The sequence below is a fragment of the Pseudomonas asgharzadehiana genome (assembly GCF_019139815.1).
Taxonomy (GTDB): domain Bacteria; phylum Pseudomonadota; class Gammaproteobacteria; order Pseudomonadales; family Pseudomonadaceae; genus Aquipseudomonas; species Aquipseudomonas asgharzadehiana.
The window spans coordinates 5,812,306-5,829,723 of the sequence record NZ_CP077079.1 but is presented as its reverse complement, the minus strand read 5'-3'; the positions used below and the strand labels follow the sequence as shown (position 1 = coordinate 5,829,723).

The following is a 17,418-nucleotide window of genomic DNA, read 5'->3' as shown; positions in this document are numbered from 1 at the left end:
GCGCGTCGCAAACAGATAAGTAGCTCCCAAACGATTTCCCCTCGACCTTCTGTCGCCCGTGCTTTGGGTGACAGACCCGTCCCACCCCCCTCAAAGCGCCTTCCCACAAGTGCTACCGATCTGCTCACGCACTGTGGCGAGCCTGCTCCTACGTCGTTTTCAGGCTATATCCCGCACATCCCGCGCGGGCTTATATAGACGCGTCAACAGGTCGTTTTCAGGATTTATTGAATACGCATTCAATTTTAGGCACGGCATTTGCTCTATCCATTCAAAGCCTCTCTTCTTTACAGATGAAGAGCGCAATAACAAGAGCCTCGCCTGAGGCCATCACCCGCTTTGTGTGAGGAGATACCGCGATGACGTCGTTCAACTCAGGGGCCCAACCCCAGAACCGTGCGCCTCAATCCATCGGCTTTTTGCTGCTGGACAATTTCACGCTGATTTCCCTGGCGTCGGCAGTCGAACCGCTGCGCATGGCCAACCAGTTGTCCGGTCGCGAGCTGTATCGCTGGACCACGCTGAGTGTGGATGGCAACCAGGTCTGGGCCAGCGACGGTCTGCAAATCACTCCCGATGCCTCCATGCACAAAGCCCCGGTGCTCGACACCGTCATCGTATGCGGCGGCGTGGGGATCCAGCGCACCGTCACCCGTGAACACGTGTCGTGGCTGCAAAGCCAGGCGCGCCAGTCCCGTCGCCTCGGCGCGGTGTGCACCGGCAGTTGGGCCCTGGCCTGCGCCGGTCTGCTCGACGGATTCGATTGCAGTGTGCATTGGGAATGCCTGGCCTCGATGCAGGAAGCCTTCCCCCGTGTATCGATGAGCACCCGCCTGTTCACCCTCGACCGCAACCGCTTCACCAGCTCCGGCGGCACTGCGCCGCTGGACATGATGCTGCACCTGATCAGCCGCGACCACGGTCGTGAACTGTCGGCCGCCATCTCCGAGATGTTCGTGTACGAACGCATCCGCAACGAACAGGATCACCAGCGCGTGCCGCTCAAGCACATGCTCGGCACCAACCAGCCGAAGCTGCAGGAAATCGTCGCGCTGATGGAAGCCAACCTGGAAGAGCCGATCGACCTGGACGAACTGGCGGTGTACGTCGCCGTGTCGCGTCGCCAGTTGGAGCGCCTGTTCCAGAAATACCTGCACTGCTCACCGTCGCGCTACTACCTCAAGCTGCGCCTGATTCGTGCACGGCAGCTGCTCAAGCAAACGCCGATGTCGATCATCGAAGTGGCGTCGGTGTGCGGGTTTGTGTCCACGCCGCACTTCTCCAAGTGCTACCGCGAATACTTCGGCATTCCGCCACGCGATGAGCGCGTGGGTTCCAACACTGCCCAGCAGGTGGCGATGATGCCGATTCCGCAGGCGCTGGTGCTGGCGCCGTTGGCGGGGCCGATGTCGGCGTTGAGCCAGGCGCGCAATGAGTCGACGTTTGCCAGCGTAAGGCTTTAAACCGAGTTGACCGCATCGCAGGCAAGCCTCCTCCCACACTGGACCATGGACGGACGCGGTCAAGTGTGGGAGGTGGGCTTGCCCCCGATAGCGATCTGTCAGGCGCCAGAGTTCTGCTTGAACTGCATCAACGCCGGCAACAACTGCTTATCAATCGCCTGACGCACCGCCGGCAAAATCGTCGCGCTACTGGTGTACATCTGCTCAACCATGCCCTTGAGCGCCTTGGCCCGTGCTTCGCTCAAGCCGCGCACGGCGCACTCGCAGGCCTGTTCGGCGCTGGCGCCGCTGGACACTTCGAAACCCAACGAGCGCAGTTGGTCCAACAGGTCATTCTGGTCAATCAAATCCGCGTGCATCATGACGTTTATCCTGTGAGGGGAGCGGGGTCTGAGCTGGATTCTGGTAGCCGCCCAGGCACGCGGCAAGGGCAGAATGCGCGAATGCCTCGGATGGCTATGAGCGTGTCGTTTTCGGGCCATGTACCGAACGCACTTACCGGCACACTGAACCCAGGCCCACAGCTTGAAGGTTTGGTCACCCTCGGGATGTACAGCTCACACAAGGCACCTCTGCCCCGATCCAGTCACGGCTGGATCGGGGCTTTTTTTGCCGGTAAGCCGATGGCCCGGCCGAGCAGGGCAGGCCTTGGCAGGTCGGCTTGTTCAGCGCTGATGGCGTTGAGTCTTTCCAGCGTAGCCTCACTGAACGGCGTGGCATGCGGCCCGGCAAGGTCGACGTGCAACAGCATCTGCTCATTGCCCGCGAGGGACTTCCCATCACCCGCCAGGTGCAGGCTGTGATAGAGGTGCAGGCGCTTGGCGTCGTGGGCGATCAGTTGGGTATGTACCTCAACCTCGGCGCCGAGTTTCACTTCGTGCAGGTAGTTCAGGTGCAGCTCCAGGGTGAACAGCGAGTGGCCGCTGGCTTCGCGGTTGTCGCTGTCCAGGCCCAGGGTGTCCATCAGCGCGTCGGTGGCGTAGCTGAAAATCAGCAAATAGAACGCGTCGCGCAGATGGCCGTTGTAGTCGACCCAGGCGGGCTGGATTTTTGTGGTGTAGGTGGTCAATGCAGGCATGAGTCCGTACTCGGTCGAAGGTGGGAGGGAGCAAGCCCCCTCCCACAGGGTTATTCAGCGAAGCTCATGCCGTGCTTGGCTTTGGTGGTTTTCACCGCCTCCAGTACCGCCAGCAGGCAATCATCACGATAGCGCTCCAGCGCCGAAATGCTGTGCGTGCCCAACTGGTCACGGGTGCCATCGACCACCTCGTCGATCAATTTGTCGGTCAGTTCCGGCGCCGGCAAATAGGTCCACGGCAACTGCAACGCCGGGCCGAACTGCGCCATGAAGTGGCGCATACCCGCATCACCGCCCGCCAGGGTGTAGGTGAGGAAGGTGCCCATGAACGACCAGCGCAACCCGGCGCCAAAGCGAATGGCATCGTCGATTTCGCCGGTGGTGGCCACGCCGTCATTGACCAGGTGCAGCGCCTCGCGCCATAGCGCTTCGAGCAGGCGATCGGCGATAAACCCCGGGACTTCCTTGCGCACATGCAGCGGGCGCATGCCGAGGGATTCATACACCGTGATCGCCGCCTGGATCGCCTCCGGTGCGGTATTTTTACCGCCCACCACCTCCACCAATGGCAGCAGGTAAACCGGGTTGAACGGGTGCCCGACCACACAGCGTTCCGGGTGGGTCGAACCCTCATAGAACTCGCTCGGCAACAGGCCCGAGGTGCTCGAACCGATCAACGCATTCGGTTTGGCCGCTGCGCTGATCTTGCCGTGCAGTTCCAGCTTCAGCTCCAGGCGTTCGGGGGCGCTTTCCTGGATGAAGTCGGCATCTTTCACGCAGGCTTCGATGGTGGTGACAAAGCGCAGGCGGTCCTGGGACGCGCCGGGCGCCAGGCCCTGTTTCTCCAAGGCGCCCCAGGCATTGGCGACGCGTTTGCGCAGCGCCGCTTCGGCGCCGGGGGCCGGGTCCCAGGCCACTACATCCAGGCCATGGGCCAACGCGCGGGCTACCCAGCCGCTGCCGATGACACCGCTGCCGAGGGCGGCGAAGGTTTTGATTTCTGTAATAAAGCGCATGGCACATTCCTAAAGAGTTCGGTGATCCCCTGTGGGAGGGGGCAAGCCCCCACATTTTTAGCCGCGTTTGGTCAGGCCCATCCTGATTCGGCCTTCGGCCGGGCTCAGCACCCGCGCGCCCAACCGGCTGAGGATTTCCCCCGCGCGTTCCACCAGTTGACCATTGGTGGCAAGCACGCCCTTGTCCAGCCACAGGTTGTCTTCCAGGCCGACCCGCACGTTGCCGCCCAGCAGCACCGCCTGCGCCGCCATCGGCATTTGCATGCGGCCGATGCCGAAGCCGGCCCACACCGCGTCGGCGGGCAGGTTGTCGACCATGGCTTTCATGGTGGTGGTATCGGCCGGCGCGCCCCATGGGATGCCCAGGCACAGTTGGAACAGCGGGTTGTCCAGCAGGCCTTCCTTGATCATCTGCTTGGCGAACCACAGGTGGCCGGTGTCGAAGATTTCCAGCTCGGCCTTTACGCCCAGTGCTTGGATGCGTTTGGCCCCGGCACGCAGTTGCGCCGGGGTGGACACGTAAATGGTGTCGCCATCGCCGAAGTTCAGGGTGCCGCAGTCCAGCGTGCAGATTTCCGGCAGCAGTTCTTCGACATGCGCCAGGCGCGTCAACGGGCCGACCAGATCGGTGTTGGGGCCGAACTCCATCGGGTTCTCGCCGCCACCGATCTCCAGGTCGCCACCCATGCCGGCGGTCAGGTTGACGATGATGTCGATGTCGGCCTCGCGGATGCGCTCCATCACTTCGCGGTACAGCGCCACATCGCGGCTGAACCTGCCGGTTGCGGGGTCGCGCACATGGCAATGGACCACGGTGGCGCCGGCCTTGGCCGCTTCAACCGCCGCTGCGGCGATCTGTTTGGGGGTGACCGGCACGTGCGGGCTTCTGCTGGTCGTGTCGCCAGCACCGGTGAGTGCGCAGGTGATGATGACGTCGTGGTTCATGAGTCGGTTCCTTACAGGCGTGGTGGTGCCGTTCGCAGCCGTACTAGGCTGCGAAGCGGTGATTCAAAAGGGTTATTGGCGGGTCAATTGCAGGTTTGCCGCGGCCGGTTTGCCATCGAAGGTGGTCACGCCTTCCAGCCAGCGCGCCTGGTCTTGCGGGTGCTCCTTGAGCCACTGCCTGGCGGATTCCAGGGCATCTTTGTGATCCAGCAGCGGCTGCATCATCCGGCTCTCGTCGGCGGCGGTGAAGGTCAGGTTGGTCAGCAGCTTATGTACGTTGGGGCACTGTTCGGCGTAGGTGGGCGATGTTACGGTCCAGACGGTGGCCATGCCTTCGTTCGGGCCCAGGGCGTCTTCGCTGCCGCTGAGGTAGGTCATCGCGACGTTGACGTTCATCGGGTGCGGCGCCCAGCCGAAGAACACCACGGCTTCCTTGCGGCGCACGGCGCGGTCCACGGCAGCGAGCATGCCGGCTTCGCTGGACTCCACCAGCTGGAACTTGCCCAGGCCGAACTGGTTCTTGGCAATCATCGCCTTGATCTGCGTATTGGCGCCCGAACCTGGCTCGATACCATAGATCTTGCCGCCCAGTTCTTTCTCGAAGCTGGCGATGTCGGCGAAGGTCTTCAGGCCCTTGTCGGCCAGGTACGTGGGCACGGCGAGGGTGGCGCGGGCGTCTTGCAGGCTGGGTTTGTCGAGAACCTTGACCTGCTTGGCATCGACGAAGGGGCTGATGGTCTGGGTCATCAGCGGGTTCCAGTAGCCCAGGAACAGGTCCAGGCGCTGGTCGCGGATGCCGGCGAAGATGATTTGCTGGGAGGCGCTGGTCTGTTTGGTCTGGTAGCCGAGGCCGTCGAGCAACACTTGGGTCATGGCGCTGGTGGCGATGACGTCGGTCCAGTTCACCACGCCCATGCGCACATTCCGGCAGGATTGCGCGTCGGCGGCGAATACGCTGGTGCTCAAGATGGCGCTGGCGCTGAGTGCGAGCACGCAGCGGCGGATCAGTCGGTTCATGGTGGGGCCCTCGGCAGGTCGTTATTGTGGGGTCCGGCGTCTTTGTGCGCCGTGAGGCCAAGTTACGTACCTTCGCAGCCGACAAAACGCACGGCGGCGACCGGCTCTTGCACTGGAGCGACCTGTCCCCTTGAATCCGCGGGTGAACGGGAGTATCACAGTGCCACGCTGCCCGTATGACGAGAGCGCCACCATGTCCCAGGATTTCTACTTTCTGCTGATGCCGGGGTTCTCGGCCATCGGGTTTATTTCCGCGCTGGAACCGCTGCGGGTGGCCAACCGTTTTCGCGGCGAGCTGTACCGCTGGCATGTGTTGAGCGCCGACGGCGGCGCGGTGCTGGCGAGCAATGGCATGTCGGTCAACGCCGACGCGGCGTTGGAGCCGCTGAAAAAAGGCGCGACCTTACTGGTGGTGGCGGGTTTCGAACCGCTGCAGTTCGCCACCCCCGCGCTGGAACATTGGCTGCGCCGCCTCGACCATGACGGTGTGACCCTCGGCGCCATCGACACCGGCGCCTGCGTGCTCGCCGAAGCGGGCCTGCTCGACGGCCATCGGCTGACCCTGCACTGGGAAGCCATCGATGCGTTCAAGGAGTCTTATCCACAGCTGACGGTGACCCAGGAGCTGTTCGAGATCGACCGTCGTCGCATCACCTGCGCCGGCGGCACCGCGTCCATCGACCTGATGCTCGACCTGATCGCCCAGGCCCACGGTTCGGAGTTGGCCATTCAAGTGTCCGAGCAATTCGTGCTCGGCCGTATCCGCCCGCGCAAAGACCATCAGCGCATGCAGATCGCCACGCGCTACGGCATCAACAACAAAAAACTGGTGCAGGTGATCGGAGAAATGGAACAGCACACCGAACCGCCGCTGAGCACGCTGGCGCTGGCTGAAGCGATCAAGGTTACCCGGCGCCAGTTGGAGCGCTTGTTCCGTCTGCATCTGAACGATACGCCGAGCAACTTCTACTTGGGCCTGCGCCTGGAAAAAGCCCGGCAACTGCTGCGCCAAAGTGACCTGAGTGTGCTGGAAGTGAGTATTGCCTGTGGGTTTGAGTCGCCGTCGTATTTCACGCGCAGTTACCGAGCGCGGTTTGCCAAATGCCCACGGGAGGATCGGCGACGGGAGGTGGTTTGACGGGCGATTATAGTCAATTATACTCAGCGCTATAATTTATAGCGTTTTGAATAATTGAGTATAAAGCCATGTCCAAGCACAGCGGTTTTGTGTTCCGCCGTCCCGCCCTGGCAAGCAGCATTGCCGATGGTCTGGTGGGCGCCGGTATTCAGGATTTCACCTCCGGGCTGTTCCTTGCGGCGCCGCGTCGCACCGGCAAAAGTACATTTTTGCGCGAGGATCTGATCCCTGAGTGTCAGCTGCGAGGTTGGCTTGCCGTGTACGTCGACCTGTGGGCCGACAAAGACAAAGACCCGGCGGAGTTGATCGCCAGTGCTATTGCCGCCGCCCTGGTGCCCTATGAAAAAGGCATTCGCAAACTGGCCAAGAACATTGGCATCGAGAAACTGAGCTTTCTGCGTACCTTGTCCTGGGACTTCAGCAAGCCCCAATTGCCCGTCGGCGCGACGTTGACCCAGGCCTTGGAGTTGCTGCACAGCGCTGCCGAAAAACCCGTGGTGCTGGTGATTGACGAAGCGCAGCACGCGTTAAGCAGCGATTCGGGAATCAACGCGATGTTCGCGCTCAAGGCCGCCCGGGATCAGCTCAACCAAGGCCGTGACGAGGACGGCAGTGGCTTGCACCTGGTGTTCACCGGCTCCAACCGCGACAAGCTGGCCCATCTGGTCCTGGGCAAAAGCCAGCCGTTCTTTGGCTCCAGCATCACGCCGTTTCCGCTGCTGGGCAAAGCGTTCACCCAAGCCTACACCGCGCACCTTAATGCCCACCTGGCCACGACCAACCAGTTCAAGGCGGCGGATATCGACGACGCCTTCGAGCTGGTCGGCCGCCGCCCCGAGATGCTGCGCACCATCATCGGCGAGGTCGCCTTGGAGTTGGGCGAGGCGAGCAATCTGGGCGAATTGCTGCACAGCCGCGCCGAATTGCTGCGCGCCGGTGTATGGACCGAATTCGAAAGCGCCTGGAACGCGCTGACCATCCCGCAGCGTGCAGTGCTGCAGGTGATGGTGGAGCGCTTGCACGGCAATCAACCCTTTGCGCCGTTTACCGACAGCACCATTACGGCGGTCAGCAAGGCACTGGAGGATATGGGCAGCGATGTGGTGCCGGGTACCCAGACTATTCAGGCCTGTATCGATGCCTTGCGTGACAAGGAATTGGTATGGAAGTCGAGCCGGGGCGGCTATGCGCTGGAAGACAAGGCGTTCGGGGATTGGCTGCTGTACAAGCGCCCTACACCCCAACTGAAAACAACCTGAATCCAATGTGAACCGGGTCTGACTGTGGTGTGGCTTACTTTTTCATCAGTACCGAACAGGCTGCTTTATAAGCCTCATGCTGATACTTGTTCAGCGTCGCCGGCAGTTCAAAACCGTGCTTCTTGTTCTGCGCATTGATCGTCTGCGGCGACAGCAGCGTCACCTCGACCGCCTCCAGCAGCTGAAACACGCCTTCAATCTTGAACGTGGTCGGCCCGCCGGCGAATTCGCCTTTCTTGCTGCGCTTCTTGATCGCGATGCGAGTGATGGCGTTGGCCTGCACAAAGGCCTTCACCTGGGCGGCAAAGGCTTTGACGTTGGCCGCTTCGTCGTCATCTTCCAGCGCGATTTTCTTGGTGGCCAGGGCGACATGGGTCAGCGCCTGGTTGTCCAGCGAGGCGACGGCGATGATGGCTTCGCTGCCTTTGATTTCGATACCGCAGATGCTCATGAATGGCCTTGGTTCAGATTAAAAGTGGCAGGGATTGTCGCTTATTCCTGCCCAATCGACTCCAAAAACTCCGACCGCTCATCGCTCATGCGCGCCAGGCAATCATTTTGCGCAATCGCATACGCCTTGGTGCCGGTCACCGCCGGGAAGGTGTCCACGGCGCAATCGGCGTCACGCAGTTTTTCCCACTTCTGCTGGGCGTCCTTCAGACGAGCGGTAATGTCCGCCAGCTTGGTCTTGTCGCTGCCGTAGGTCGAAGCCATGCGTTCGAGCAGGCCCTGATAGTTGTCTTTTAACAACTGTTCAGCGGTGGTTTTGTTGTAGGAGGCGCATTCCAGGGTTTGTTTGTCGTTTTCGATGCCATCGCACGGCGTGCTGTCGGTGTCTTCGGCCGCGTGGACGCCGGTTGCGATGAGTGCCAAAGCCAGGAAAATCGATTTCATTGCGCCGTCTCATATCAGGTAATGGCCGAATTCTGGCTCAAGCGTAAGACAAATAACAGCCGCTAGTCAGACACCTCTTAACACCCTTTGTCGCGGATTGACGCTTTCGGCAATTCCCCTGTCGTTTTTGCACCCGGCTCGGTCGGCCCCTGGGCATATGCTGGCCCCAAAGCGCCGGCAGACGATTCGGCGCATGAATCGCCAATAAGGGGACGCCTGATGAGCCCAGCCGAGTTGCACGCCGACAGCATCGTTATCGACGGGCTGATTATTGCCAAGTGGAATCGCGACCTGTTCGAGGACATGCGCAAAGGCGGCCTCACCGCCGCCAACTGCACCGTGTCGGTGTGGGAAGGCTTCCAGGCCACGATCAATAACATCGTCGCCAGCCAGACCCTGATCCGCGAGAACAGCGACCTGGTGATCCCGGTGAAAACCACCGCCGACATCCGTCGCGCCAAAGAGCAGGGCAAGACCGGCATTATTTTCGGTTTCCAGAATGCCCACGCGTTTGAAGACCAGCTCGGCTACGTCGAGATCTTCAAGCAGCTCGGCGTCGGTGTGGTGCAGATGTGCTACAACACCCAGAACCTGGTGGGCACCGGCTGCTATGAGCGTGACGGCGGCCTGTCGGGCTTCGGGCGTGAGATCGTTGGCGAGATGAACCGCGTCGGCATCATGTGCGACCTGTCCCACGTGGGTTCCAAGACCAGCGAAGAAGTCATCCTCGAATCGAAAAAACCGGTGTGCTACTCCCACTGCCTGCCGTCGGGCCTTAAAGAGCACCCGCGTAACAAGTCCGATGAAGAACTCAAGTTCATTGCCGACCATGGCGGTTTTGTCGGTGTGACCATGTTCGCGCCGTTCCTGGCCAAGGGCATCGATTCGACCATCGACGACTACGCCGAAGCCATTGAATACACCATGAACATCGTCGGCGAAGACGCCATCGGCATCGGCACCGACTTCACCCAGGGCCATGGCCAGGATTTCTTCGAAATGCTCACCCATGACAAGGGCTACGCCCGCCGCCTGACCAGCTTCGGCAAGATCATCAACCCGCTGGGCATCCGCACCGTGGGCGAGTTCCCCAACCTCACCGAGACCCTGCTCAAGCGCGGCCATCCTGAGCGCGTGGTGCGCAAGATCATGGGCGAGAACTGGGTGAACGTCCTAAAGGACGTCTGGGGCGAATAAGCCACCGCTCGCTTGATCCTTCACCCGTCGCCATTCGCGCGGCGGGCATCAAAACGAATTTTCTGGAGTTAAGTTTCCATGGCCAAGATCGCCCCGCAATTGCCAATCGAAGTCGACAGCGAAACCGGTGTCTGGACCTCCGACGCCCTGCCGATGCTGTACGTGCCGCGCCATTTCTTCGTCAACAACCACATGGGCATCGAAGAAGTACTGGGCGCCGACGCCTACGCCGAGATTCTCTACAAGGCCGGCTACAAGTCCGCCTGGCACTGGTGTGAAAAAGAAGCCGAGTGCCACGGCCTGGAAGGCGTCGCGGTGTTCGAGCACTACATGAAGCGCCTGTCGCAACGCGGCTGGGGCCTGTTCAAGATCCAGGACATCGACCTCGACAAAGGCACCGCCAGCGTCACGCTTGAGCACTCGGCATTCGTCTATGTGTACGGCAAGGTCGGGCGCAAGGTCGACTACATGTTCACCGGCTGGTTTGCCGGTGCCATGGACCAGATCCTGGAAGCCCGTGGCAGCAAGATCCGCACCGTCGCCGAACAAGTCTACGGAGGCTCCGAAGAGGGCTTTGATTCTGGTTTGTTCACCGTCAAGCCGTTGTAAGCCGAGGACCGTGCCATGGCTTTCGAAGCAATGTTCCAGCCGATCCAGATCGGCAAACTGACTATCCGCAACCGCGTACTCAGTACTGCCCATGCCGAGGTGTATGCCACCGACGGCGGCATGACCACTGACCGCTACGTGAAGTACTACGAAGAGAAAGCCAAGGGCGGTATCGGCCTGGCGATCTGCGGCGGCTCCTCGGTGGTGGCCATCGACAGCCCCCAGGAATGGTGGAGCTCGGTGAACCTGTCCACCGACCGCATCATCCCGCACTTCCAGAACCTGGCCGACGCCATGCACAAGCATGGCGCCAAGATCATGATCCAGATTACCCACATGGGCCGTCGCTCGCGTTGGGACGGCTTCAACTGGCCGACCCTGATGTCGCCGTCCGGCGTGCGCGAGCCGGTGCACCGCGCTACCTGCAAGACCATCGAGCCGGAAGAGATCTGGCGCGTGATCAGCAACTACGCCCAGGCTGCGCGCCGGGCCAAGGCCGGCGGCCTGGACGGTGTGGAACTGTCCGCGGTGCACCAGCACATGATCGACCAGTTCTGGAGCCCGCGGGTCAACAAGCGTACCGACGAATGGGGCGGCAGCTTTGAAGGCCGCATGAAGTTCGGCCTGGAAGTACTCAAGGCCGTGCGTGCCGAAGTGGGCGATGACTTCTGCGTGGGCATGCGCCTGTGCGGCGACGAGTTCCATCCGGACGGCCTGTCCCACGAGGACATGAAGCAGATCGCCAAGTACTACGACGACACCGGCATGCTCGACTTCATCGGTGTGGTGGGCTCGGGTTGCGACACCCACAACACCCTGGCCAACGTGATCCCGAACATGAGTTACCCGCCGGAGCCGTTCCTGCACCTGGCGGCCGGCATCAAGGAAGTGGTCAAGGTCCCGGTGCTGCACGCGCAGAACATCAAGGACCCGAACCAGGCCACGCGGATTCTGGAAGGCGGCTATGTGGACATGGTCGGCATGACCCGTGCGCACATCGCCGACCCGCACCTGATCGCCAAGATCAAGATGGGTCAGATCGACCAGATCAAGCAGTGTGTCGGCGCCAACTACTGCATTGACCGCCAGTATCAGGGCCTGGACGTGCTGTGCATCCAGAACGCCGCGACCTCCCGTGAATACATGGGCGTGCCGCACATCATCGAAAAATCCACCGGGCCCAAGCGCAAAGTCGTGGTGGTCGGTGCCGGCCCAGCCGGGATGGAAGCGGCGCGCGTCGCCGCCGAGCGTGGCCACGACGTGACCTTGCTGGAGAAAAAAGAATTTATCGGCGGGCAAATCACCACGGCTTCCAAAGCGCCGCAGCGCGACCAGATTGCCGGCATCACGCGCTGGTTCCAGCTGGAACTGGCGCGCTTGAAAGTCGACCTGCGCCTGGGCGTGGCGGCCGATGCAGACACCATCCTGGACCTGCGTCCGGACGTGGTCGTGCTGGCGGTCGGCGGGCACCCGTTTATCGAGCAGAACGAACACTGGGGCGCCGCCGAAGGTTTAGTGGTGAGCAGTTGGGACGTGCTCGACGGCAAAGTCGCGCCGGGCAAGAACGTGCTGGTGTACGACACCATCTGCGAATTCACCGGCATGTCGGTGGCCGACTTCCTGGCCGACAAAGGCTGCCAGGTGGAGATCGTCACCGACGACATCAAGCCGGGCGTTGCCATTGGCGGTACGTCGTTCCCCACCTACTACCGCAGCATGTACCCCAAGGAAGTGATCATGACCGGCGACATGATGCTGGAGAAGGTCTATCGCGAGGGTGACAAGCTGGTGGCGGTGCTGGAGAACGAATACACCGGTGCCAAGGAAGAACGGGTGGTCGACCAGGTGGTAGTGGAGAACGGCGTGCGTCCGGACGAGGCCATTTACTACGGGCTCAAGGAAGGCTCGCGCAACAAGGGCCAGATCGACGTCGAAGCGCTGTTCGCGATCAAGCCGCAGCCGTGCCTGAGCGAGGCGGGCGAGGGGTACTTGCTGTTCCGCATCGGTGACTGTGTGGCGCAGCGTAATACCCACGCCGCCATCTATGACGCCCTGCGCTTGTGCAAGGATTTCTGACCCGACTGGGTTCAAATGTGGGAGGGGGCTTGCCCCCGATGGCGGAGTGTCAGTTGATACAGCTGTAGCTGACCCACCGCTATCGGGGGCAAGCCCCCTCCCACATTAGTTTTGTGTGGTCTGTGGGAGCTTCACCATGTTGAACACCTTGCTGCCTATTCTCCTGTTTGCCGCCCTGGGCCTCGCCGTCCTCGGCGCCCTGCGCCGCGTGAACATGTGGCGCCGTGGCCGCGCCTCCAAAGTCGACCTGCTGGGCGGCCTGCTGGCCATGCCCAAGCGCTATATGGTCGACCTGCACCACGTGGTCGCCCGCGACAAATACATCGCCAATACCCACGTCGCCACGGCGTTGGGTTTTGTGCTGTCGGCGCTGCTGGCGATCCTGGTACACGGTTTCGGCCTGCAAAGTCGCATTCTTGGCTACGCGCTGCTGTTGGCGTCGACATTGATGTTTGTCGGCGCGATCTTCATGTACCTGCGCCGCCGCAACCCACCCGCGCGCCTGTCCAAAGGCCCCTGGATGCGCCTGCCGAAAAGCCTGCTGGCGTTCTCGGTGAGCTTCTTCCTGGTGACCTTGCCGGTGGCCGGGATTCTGCCGGCGGACTTCGGCGGCTGGTTGCTCGCGGCGCTGCTCGGTGTGGGCGTGCTGTGGGGCGTGTCCGAGATGTTCTTCGGCATGACCTGGGGCGGGCCGATGAAACACGCCTTCGCCGGTGCCCTGCACCTGGCCTGGCACCGCCGTGCCGAGCGCTTCGGCGGCGGCCGTTCCACCGGTTTGAAGCCGCTGGACCTGAGCGATAAAACCGCGCCCCTGGGGGTGGAAAAACCCAAGGATTTCACCTGGAACCAACTGCTCGGCTTTGATGCCTGCGTGCAGTGCGGCAAGTGCGAAGCGGCGTGCCCGGCGTTTGCCGCCGGCCAGCCGCTGAACCCGAAAAAACTCATCCAGGACATGGTGGTCGGCCTGGCCGGTGGCACCGATGCCAAGTTCGCCGGCAGCCCGTACCCTGGCAAACCGATCGGCGAGCACGGCGGCAACCCGCACCAGCCGATCGTCAATGGTTTGGTGGACGCCGAGACCCTGTGGTCGTGCACCACCTGCCGCGCCTGCGTGGAAGAGTGCCCGATGATGATCGAGCACGTGGACGCCATCGTCGACATGCGCCGCCATCTCACCCTGGAAAAAGGCGCCACGCCAAACAAGGGTGCCGAAGTCCTCGAAAACCTGATCGCCACCGACAACCCCGGCGGTTTCGCGCCGGGCGGTCGCCTGAACTGGGCGGCGGATTTGAACCTGCCGTTGCTCAGCGACAAAGGCAGTTGCGACGTGCTGTTCTGGGTCGGTGACGGTGCCTTCGACATGCGCAACCAGCGCACCCTGCGCGCTTTCGTCAAGGTACTGAAGGCGGCCAAGGTCGACTTCGCCGTACTCGGCCTGGAAGAACGCGACAGCGGCGACGTGGCGCGACGCCTGGGCGATGAAGCGACCTTCCAATTGCTGGCTTCGCGCAATATCCAGACCCTGGCCAAATACAGCTTCAAACACATCGTCACCTGCGACCCGCACAGTTTCCATGTGCTGAAAAACGAATACGGCGCCTTCAACGGCAACTACCTCGTGCGGCATCACAGCACCTTCATGGCCGAGCTGATCGGCGACGGCGCGCTGAACCTGGGCCAGCACAAAGGCAACAGCGTGACTTACCACGACCCGTGCTACCTGGGCCGTTACAACGGTGAGTACGAGGCGCCGCGCCAAGTGCTGCGTGCGTTGGGCATTGAGGTCAAGGAAATGCAGCGCTCGGGCTTCCGTTCGCGTTGCTGCGGCGGTGGCGGCGGCGCGCCGATCACCGACATTCCCGGCAAGCAACGGATCCCGGACATGCGCATGGAAGACATCCGCGAAACCGGCGCCGAACTGGTGGCCGTGGGTTGCCCGCAATGCACCGCGATGCTTGAAGGTGTGGTCGAACCCCGCCCATTGATCAAAGACATTGCCGAACTGGTGGCCGACGCCTTGCTTGAAGAACCCACACCGGCGAAAGCGCCTAAACGTGAACCAGCGGAGGTGCACTGATGAGCGACATTATCCGCCGCGACCCCCGTGCCGAATGGATCGCCCGTAACCGTCTGCACCCGCTGCACGCGGCGATGCAGCCGGCGCAACACAGCTGGATGGGGCCTAACGGCGTTGTCCGCAAAAACGTGCATGGCGTGGGTTTTATCGGCCCCAACGGCATCAAGCGTATCGACCGCAGCGGCGCCCAGCAGGGCGGCGCGGCCAAACGCAGCGCTGCGGTAGAGGTGCAATTGCCGCTGCATCAGGTGCCGGCGCCTGCGTTCTACATCAACGTAGTGCCGGACATGGTCGGCGGCCGCCTGAGCAGTCACGACCGCGACCTGCTGGGCCTGGCGCGGCAACTGGCCGGTGACGACGGCGCGGTGTTGGCGGTGGTGTTTGGTGAGCACAAGGAAAGCGCGTTCGCCACCGCCGGCGTCGACCGCCTGCTGGTGCTCGAAGGTCACGAATTCGAAGGTTATTCACCGGAGCAACGCGTGCAGGGTCTGCGCGCTGTGGATAACCAGTTCAACCCGCGCCACTGGCTGTTGCCCGACAGCCGTAGCGGCGGGGGCGAGTTGGGTCGGCGTTTTGCCGCCAGCCTCAAGGAACGCCCAGCCACACGGGTGTGGCAGATCAAGGGCGAGGAGTGCATCGGCCGCGCCGGTGCGGGCCAGCAAGACGTGGCGCGGCCATTACCGCGCTTGATCCTGGCTGCCGTGGAATGCGCCGATCCGGTCAGCGAAACCCGCCACGAAGTACTGCCCGTGGAGTTATCCACAACCCTGGCCCGCAGCCTGCCGCGTATCGAAGACCTCGGCGCGGTGGCGGTGGACCCGGCGGCGATCCCAATGGCCGAGGCGGAATTCATTTTTTCCGGCGGCAATGGCGTGAAGGACTGGGCACTGTTCCACCAGACCGCCGCCGCGCTCGGCGCCACCGAAGGCGCCTCGCGGGTCGCGGTGGACGATGGCTTTATGGCGCGTGACCGGCAGGTGGGCGCCAGTGGCACCTGGGTGACGGCGCGGGTGTATGTGGCCGTGGGGATTTCCGGGGCGATCCAGCACCTGCAAGGCATTGGTGCCTGCGACAAGGTGGTGGCGATCAACCTCGACCCCGGTTGCGACATGATCAAGCGTGCCGACCTGTCGGTGATCGGCGAAAGCGCCGCGATACTGCAAGCCTTGATCGATGCGGTCGAGGCCTACCGCAACGGCGCCAAGCGCGATGCGGCTTAAGCAAAGGATATGGCCATGACGACCAATGTAATCAGCCTGGTGTCCATCGGTGCCCACCCCACCTCGGGTCGCCCACGGCGCGCGGAGCAAGATGCGCGTGCCGTGGAATTGGGCCTGCAGATGGCTGGGGATAAGTTGCAGGTGCTGCACGCCGGCAACATCGCCGAACCCACGTTGCGCAGCTACCTGGGCATGGGGCTGCCACACCTGCATGTACTCGAACAACCGGCCGGTGCCGACGCATTGCCGGTGCTCAGCGACTATTTACGCGAGGCTGGTGCGCAGGTGGTGCTCACCGGCAGCCAGGCGGAAACCGGCGAAGGCTCGGGCATGCTGCCGTTCCTGCTGGCCGAGCAATTGGGCTGGCCGTTGATTGTGGGGCTGGCTCAGGTCGAGTCGATCGAAGGTGGCGTAGCCCACGTGCTGCAGGCCTTGCCGCGCGGTCAGCGGCGGCGCTTGAAGGTACGTTTGCCGTTTTTGGCGACGGTGGATAACGCGGCGCCCAAGCCCCGGCAAAGCGCGTACGGCCCGGCGCAACGCGGTGAGCTGGCGGCCCATGAAGTTGAAGTTGAAGAAGACGAGTTATTCACAGGCGCGGTGCTGCAACCGGCCAAGCCTCGGCCCAAGCGCCTCAAGGTGATCAAGGCCAAGAGCGGTGCCGACCGTATGAAAGCCGCCACGGCCAAGGCCAGCGGCGGCGGTGGGCAGGTGCTCAAGGGGCTGAGCCCCGAAGAGGGCGCGCAAGCCATTCTCAAGCTGCTCATAGAAGAGGGCGTCGTCCGCTGATCCACCGTGGGAGGGGCAAGCCCTCTCCCACAGGGTTGTGGAGTTTACCCACAATGCCTGTTGATCCGCCTGTGGATAACCTGTTCGCGGCTGCCCACAGCCTATATGAATCAAGCGCTCCAGCCCCCCGTACAAAAAATAACCAGGCTAACTCACGGTTTTTCATGGGTTTTTCCCCAGCGCACGGCGCAGACTTGCCCCCAAAGTCTGTTGGCGCTTCTGTGGATAAGATGTTTGCTGTCGCGTGCAGCCCTTATAAACAAAGGCTTGCAGAGCTTTGATCATATTTTGATCAAATAAGCAGTTTTAACCGTTTGATGGTCCGCAAAGCCTCGGTTTATGACGCTTCCAGCGGGTTTTCCACAATGCCGCCGAAGTTGCCCCCAAAGTCTGTTGGTGCTTCTGTGGATAAGGTGTTCGCGCACCGCTGTGACCCACGTTATTCGTGGGTTACAAGCAATTGATCAATAAGTGATCAGGCGCACTGGAAACCCTGAAACTTGAATAAGTCACGGATTTTCTTCAGTTAATTTTTGCGCAGGGAAGCAGTTGCCCACAATTGCTGTGGGTGGCTCTGTGGATAAGTTGTTGGGTAACGGCTGCAGGCCAGGGTTACACAGGGCTGTGAGGGCTCTGGCTGTTT

At 62.0% G+C, this 17,418-nt stretch carries 16 protein-coding genes; 9 read left to right on the top strand and 7 right to left on the bottom strand.

What is annotated here, in order from left to right; genetic code table 11:
- The first annotated feature begins 359 nt into the window (after positions 1-359).
- Positions 360-1,463 (top strand): choline metabolism transcriptional regulator GbdR, encoded by a 1,104-nt coding sequence (gene gbdR / locus KSS96_RS26525; protein WP_065879349.1) that lies wholly within the window; start codon positions 360-362, stop codon positions 1,461-1,463.
- 98 nt (positions 1,464-1,561) lie between these two features.
- On the opposite strand, the gene KSS96_RS26520 is transcribed toward gbdR, so the two are convergent.
- From KSS96_RS26520 to KSS96_RS26500, 5 genes are all read right to left on the bottom strand, one after another.
- Positions 1,562-1,825, bottom strand: a complete 264-nt coding sequence (locus KSS96_RS26520; RefSeq protein ID WP_017531050.1) for a hypothetical protein — start codon at positions 1,823-1,825, stop codon at positions 1,562-1,564.
- 224 nt (positions 1,826-2,049) lie between these two features.
- Positions 2,050-2,541, bottom strand: a complete 492-nt coding sequence (locus KSS96_RS26515) for a thioesterase family protein (protein ID WP_017531051.1) — start codon at positions 2,539-2,541, stop codon at positions 2,050-2,052.
- Positions 2,542-2,591: 50 nt separating this feature from the next.
- Positions 2,592-3,557, bottom strand: coding sequence for an L-carnitine dehydrogenase (locus tag KSS96_RS26510; protein ID WP_017531052.1), 966 nt, complete (start codon positions 3,555-3,557; stop codon positions 2,592-2,594).
- A 57-nt stretch (positions 3,558-3,614) separates the two neighbouring features.
- Positions 3,615-4,502 (bottom strand): 3-dehydrocarnitine:acetyl-CoA trimethylamine transferase CdhC, encoded by an 888-nt coding sequence (gene cdhC, locus KSS96_RS26505; RefSeq protein ID WP_017531053.1) that lies wholly within the window; start codon positions 4,500-4,502, stop codon positions 3,615-3,617.
- 72 nt (positions 4,503-4,574) lie between these two features.
- Entirely contained in the window at positions 4,575-5,519 is a 945-nt protein-coding gene (locus KSS96_RS26500; protein ID WP_065879351.1) for a choline ABC transporter substrate-binding protein, read from the bottom strand.
- Between the two features lie 193 nt (positions 5,520-5,712).
- Between KSS96_RS26500 and KSS96_RS26495 the strand changes: the two genes are divergently transcribed.
- Both KSS96_RS26495 and KSS96_RS26490 read left to right on the top strand, forming a co-directional pair.
- Positions 5,713-6,657: a GlxA family transcriptional regulator gene (locus KSS96_RS26495; RefSeq protein WP_217855496.1), complete on the top strand. Its 945-nt coding sequence runs from the start codon at positions 5,713-5,715 to the stop codon at positions 6,655-6,657.
- Positions 6,658-6,725: 68 nt separating this feature from the next.
- Entirely contained in the window at positions 6,726-7,916 is a 1,191-nt protein-coding gene (locus KSS96_RS26490; RefSeq protein WP_017531056.1) for an AAA family ATPase, read from the top strand.
- A 34-nt stretch (positions 7,917-7,950) separates the two neighbouring features.
- Here KSS96_RS26490 and KSS96_RS26485 read toward each other — a convergent pair whose 3' ends face one another.
- Complete coding sequence (locus tag KSS96_RS26485; RefSeq protein ID WP_017531057.1) at positions 7,951-8,367, bottom strand: DUF3010 family protein; 417 nt, start codon at positions 8,365-8,367, stop codon at positions 7,951-7,953.
- A 41-nt stretch (positions 8,368-8,408) separates the two neighbouring features.
- Positions 8,409-8,810, bottom strand: coding sequence for a lysozyme inhibitor LprI family protein (locus tag KSS96_RS26480; protein WP_017531058.1), 402 nt, complete (start codon positions 8,808-8,810; stop codon positions 8,409-8,411).
- A 219-nt stretch (positions 8,811-9,029) separates the two neighbouring features.
- On the opposite strand from KSS96_RS26480, the gene KSS96_RS26475 reads away from it, so the two are divergent.
- From KSS96_RS26475 to etfB, 6 genes are all read left to right on the top strand, one after another.
- Entirely contained in the window at positions 9,030-10,007 is a 978-nt protein-coding gene (locus KSS96_RS26475; protein WP_017531059.1) for a dipeptidase, read from the top strand.
- A 78-nt stretch (positions 10,008-10,085) separates the two neighbouring features.
- Positions 10,086-10,616 (top strand): DUF5943 domain-containing protein, encoded by a 531-nt coding sequence (locus KSS96_RS26470; protein WP_017531060.1) that lies wholly within the window; start codon positions 10,086-10,088, stop codon positions 10,614-10,616.
- Positions 10,617-10,631: 15 nt separating this feature from the next.
- Positions 10,632-12,692, top strand: a complete 2,061-nt coding sequence (gene dgcA / locus KSS96_RS26465; RefSeq protein ID WP_217855494.1) for a dimethylglycine demethylation protein DgcA — start codon at positions 10,632-10,634, stop codon at positions 12,690-12,692.
- 136 nt (positions 12,693-12,828) lie between these two features.
- Positions 12,829-14,769 (top strand): dimethylglycine demethylation protein DgcB, encoded by a 1,941-nt coding sequence (gene dgcB, locus KSS96_RS26460; protein ID WP_217855492.1) that lies wholly within the window; start codon positions 12,829-12,831, stop codon positions 14,767-14,769.
- A complete protein-coding gene (gene etfA, locus KSS96_RS26455) occupies positions 14,769-15,989 on the top strand; it encodes an electron transfer flavoprotein subunit alpha (protein ID WP_017530740.1) in 1,221 nt (406 codons plus the stop codon). Before dgcB ends, etfA begins: the two co-directional genes overlap by 1 nt.
- A gap of 15 nt (positions 15,990-16,004) precedes the next feature.
- A complete protein-coding gene (gene etfB, locus KSS96_RS26450; RefSeq protein ID WP_017530741.1) occupies positions 16,005-16,775 on the top strand; it encodes an electron transfer flavoprotein subunit beta in 771 nt (256 codons plus the stop codon).
- The last annotated feature ends 643 nt before the right edge of the window (positions 16,776-17,418 follow it).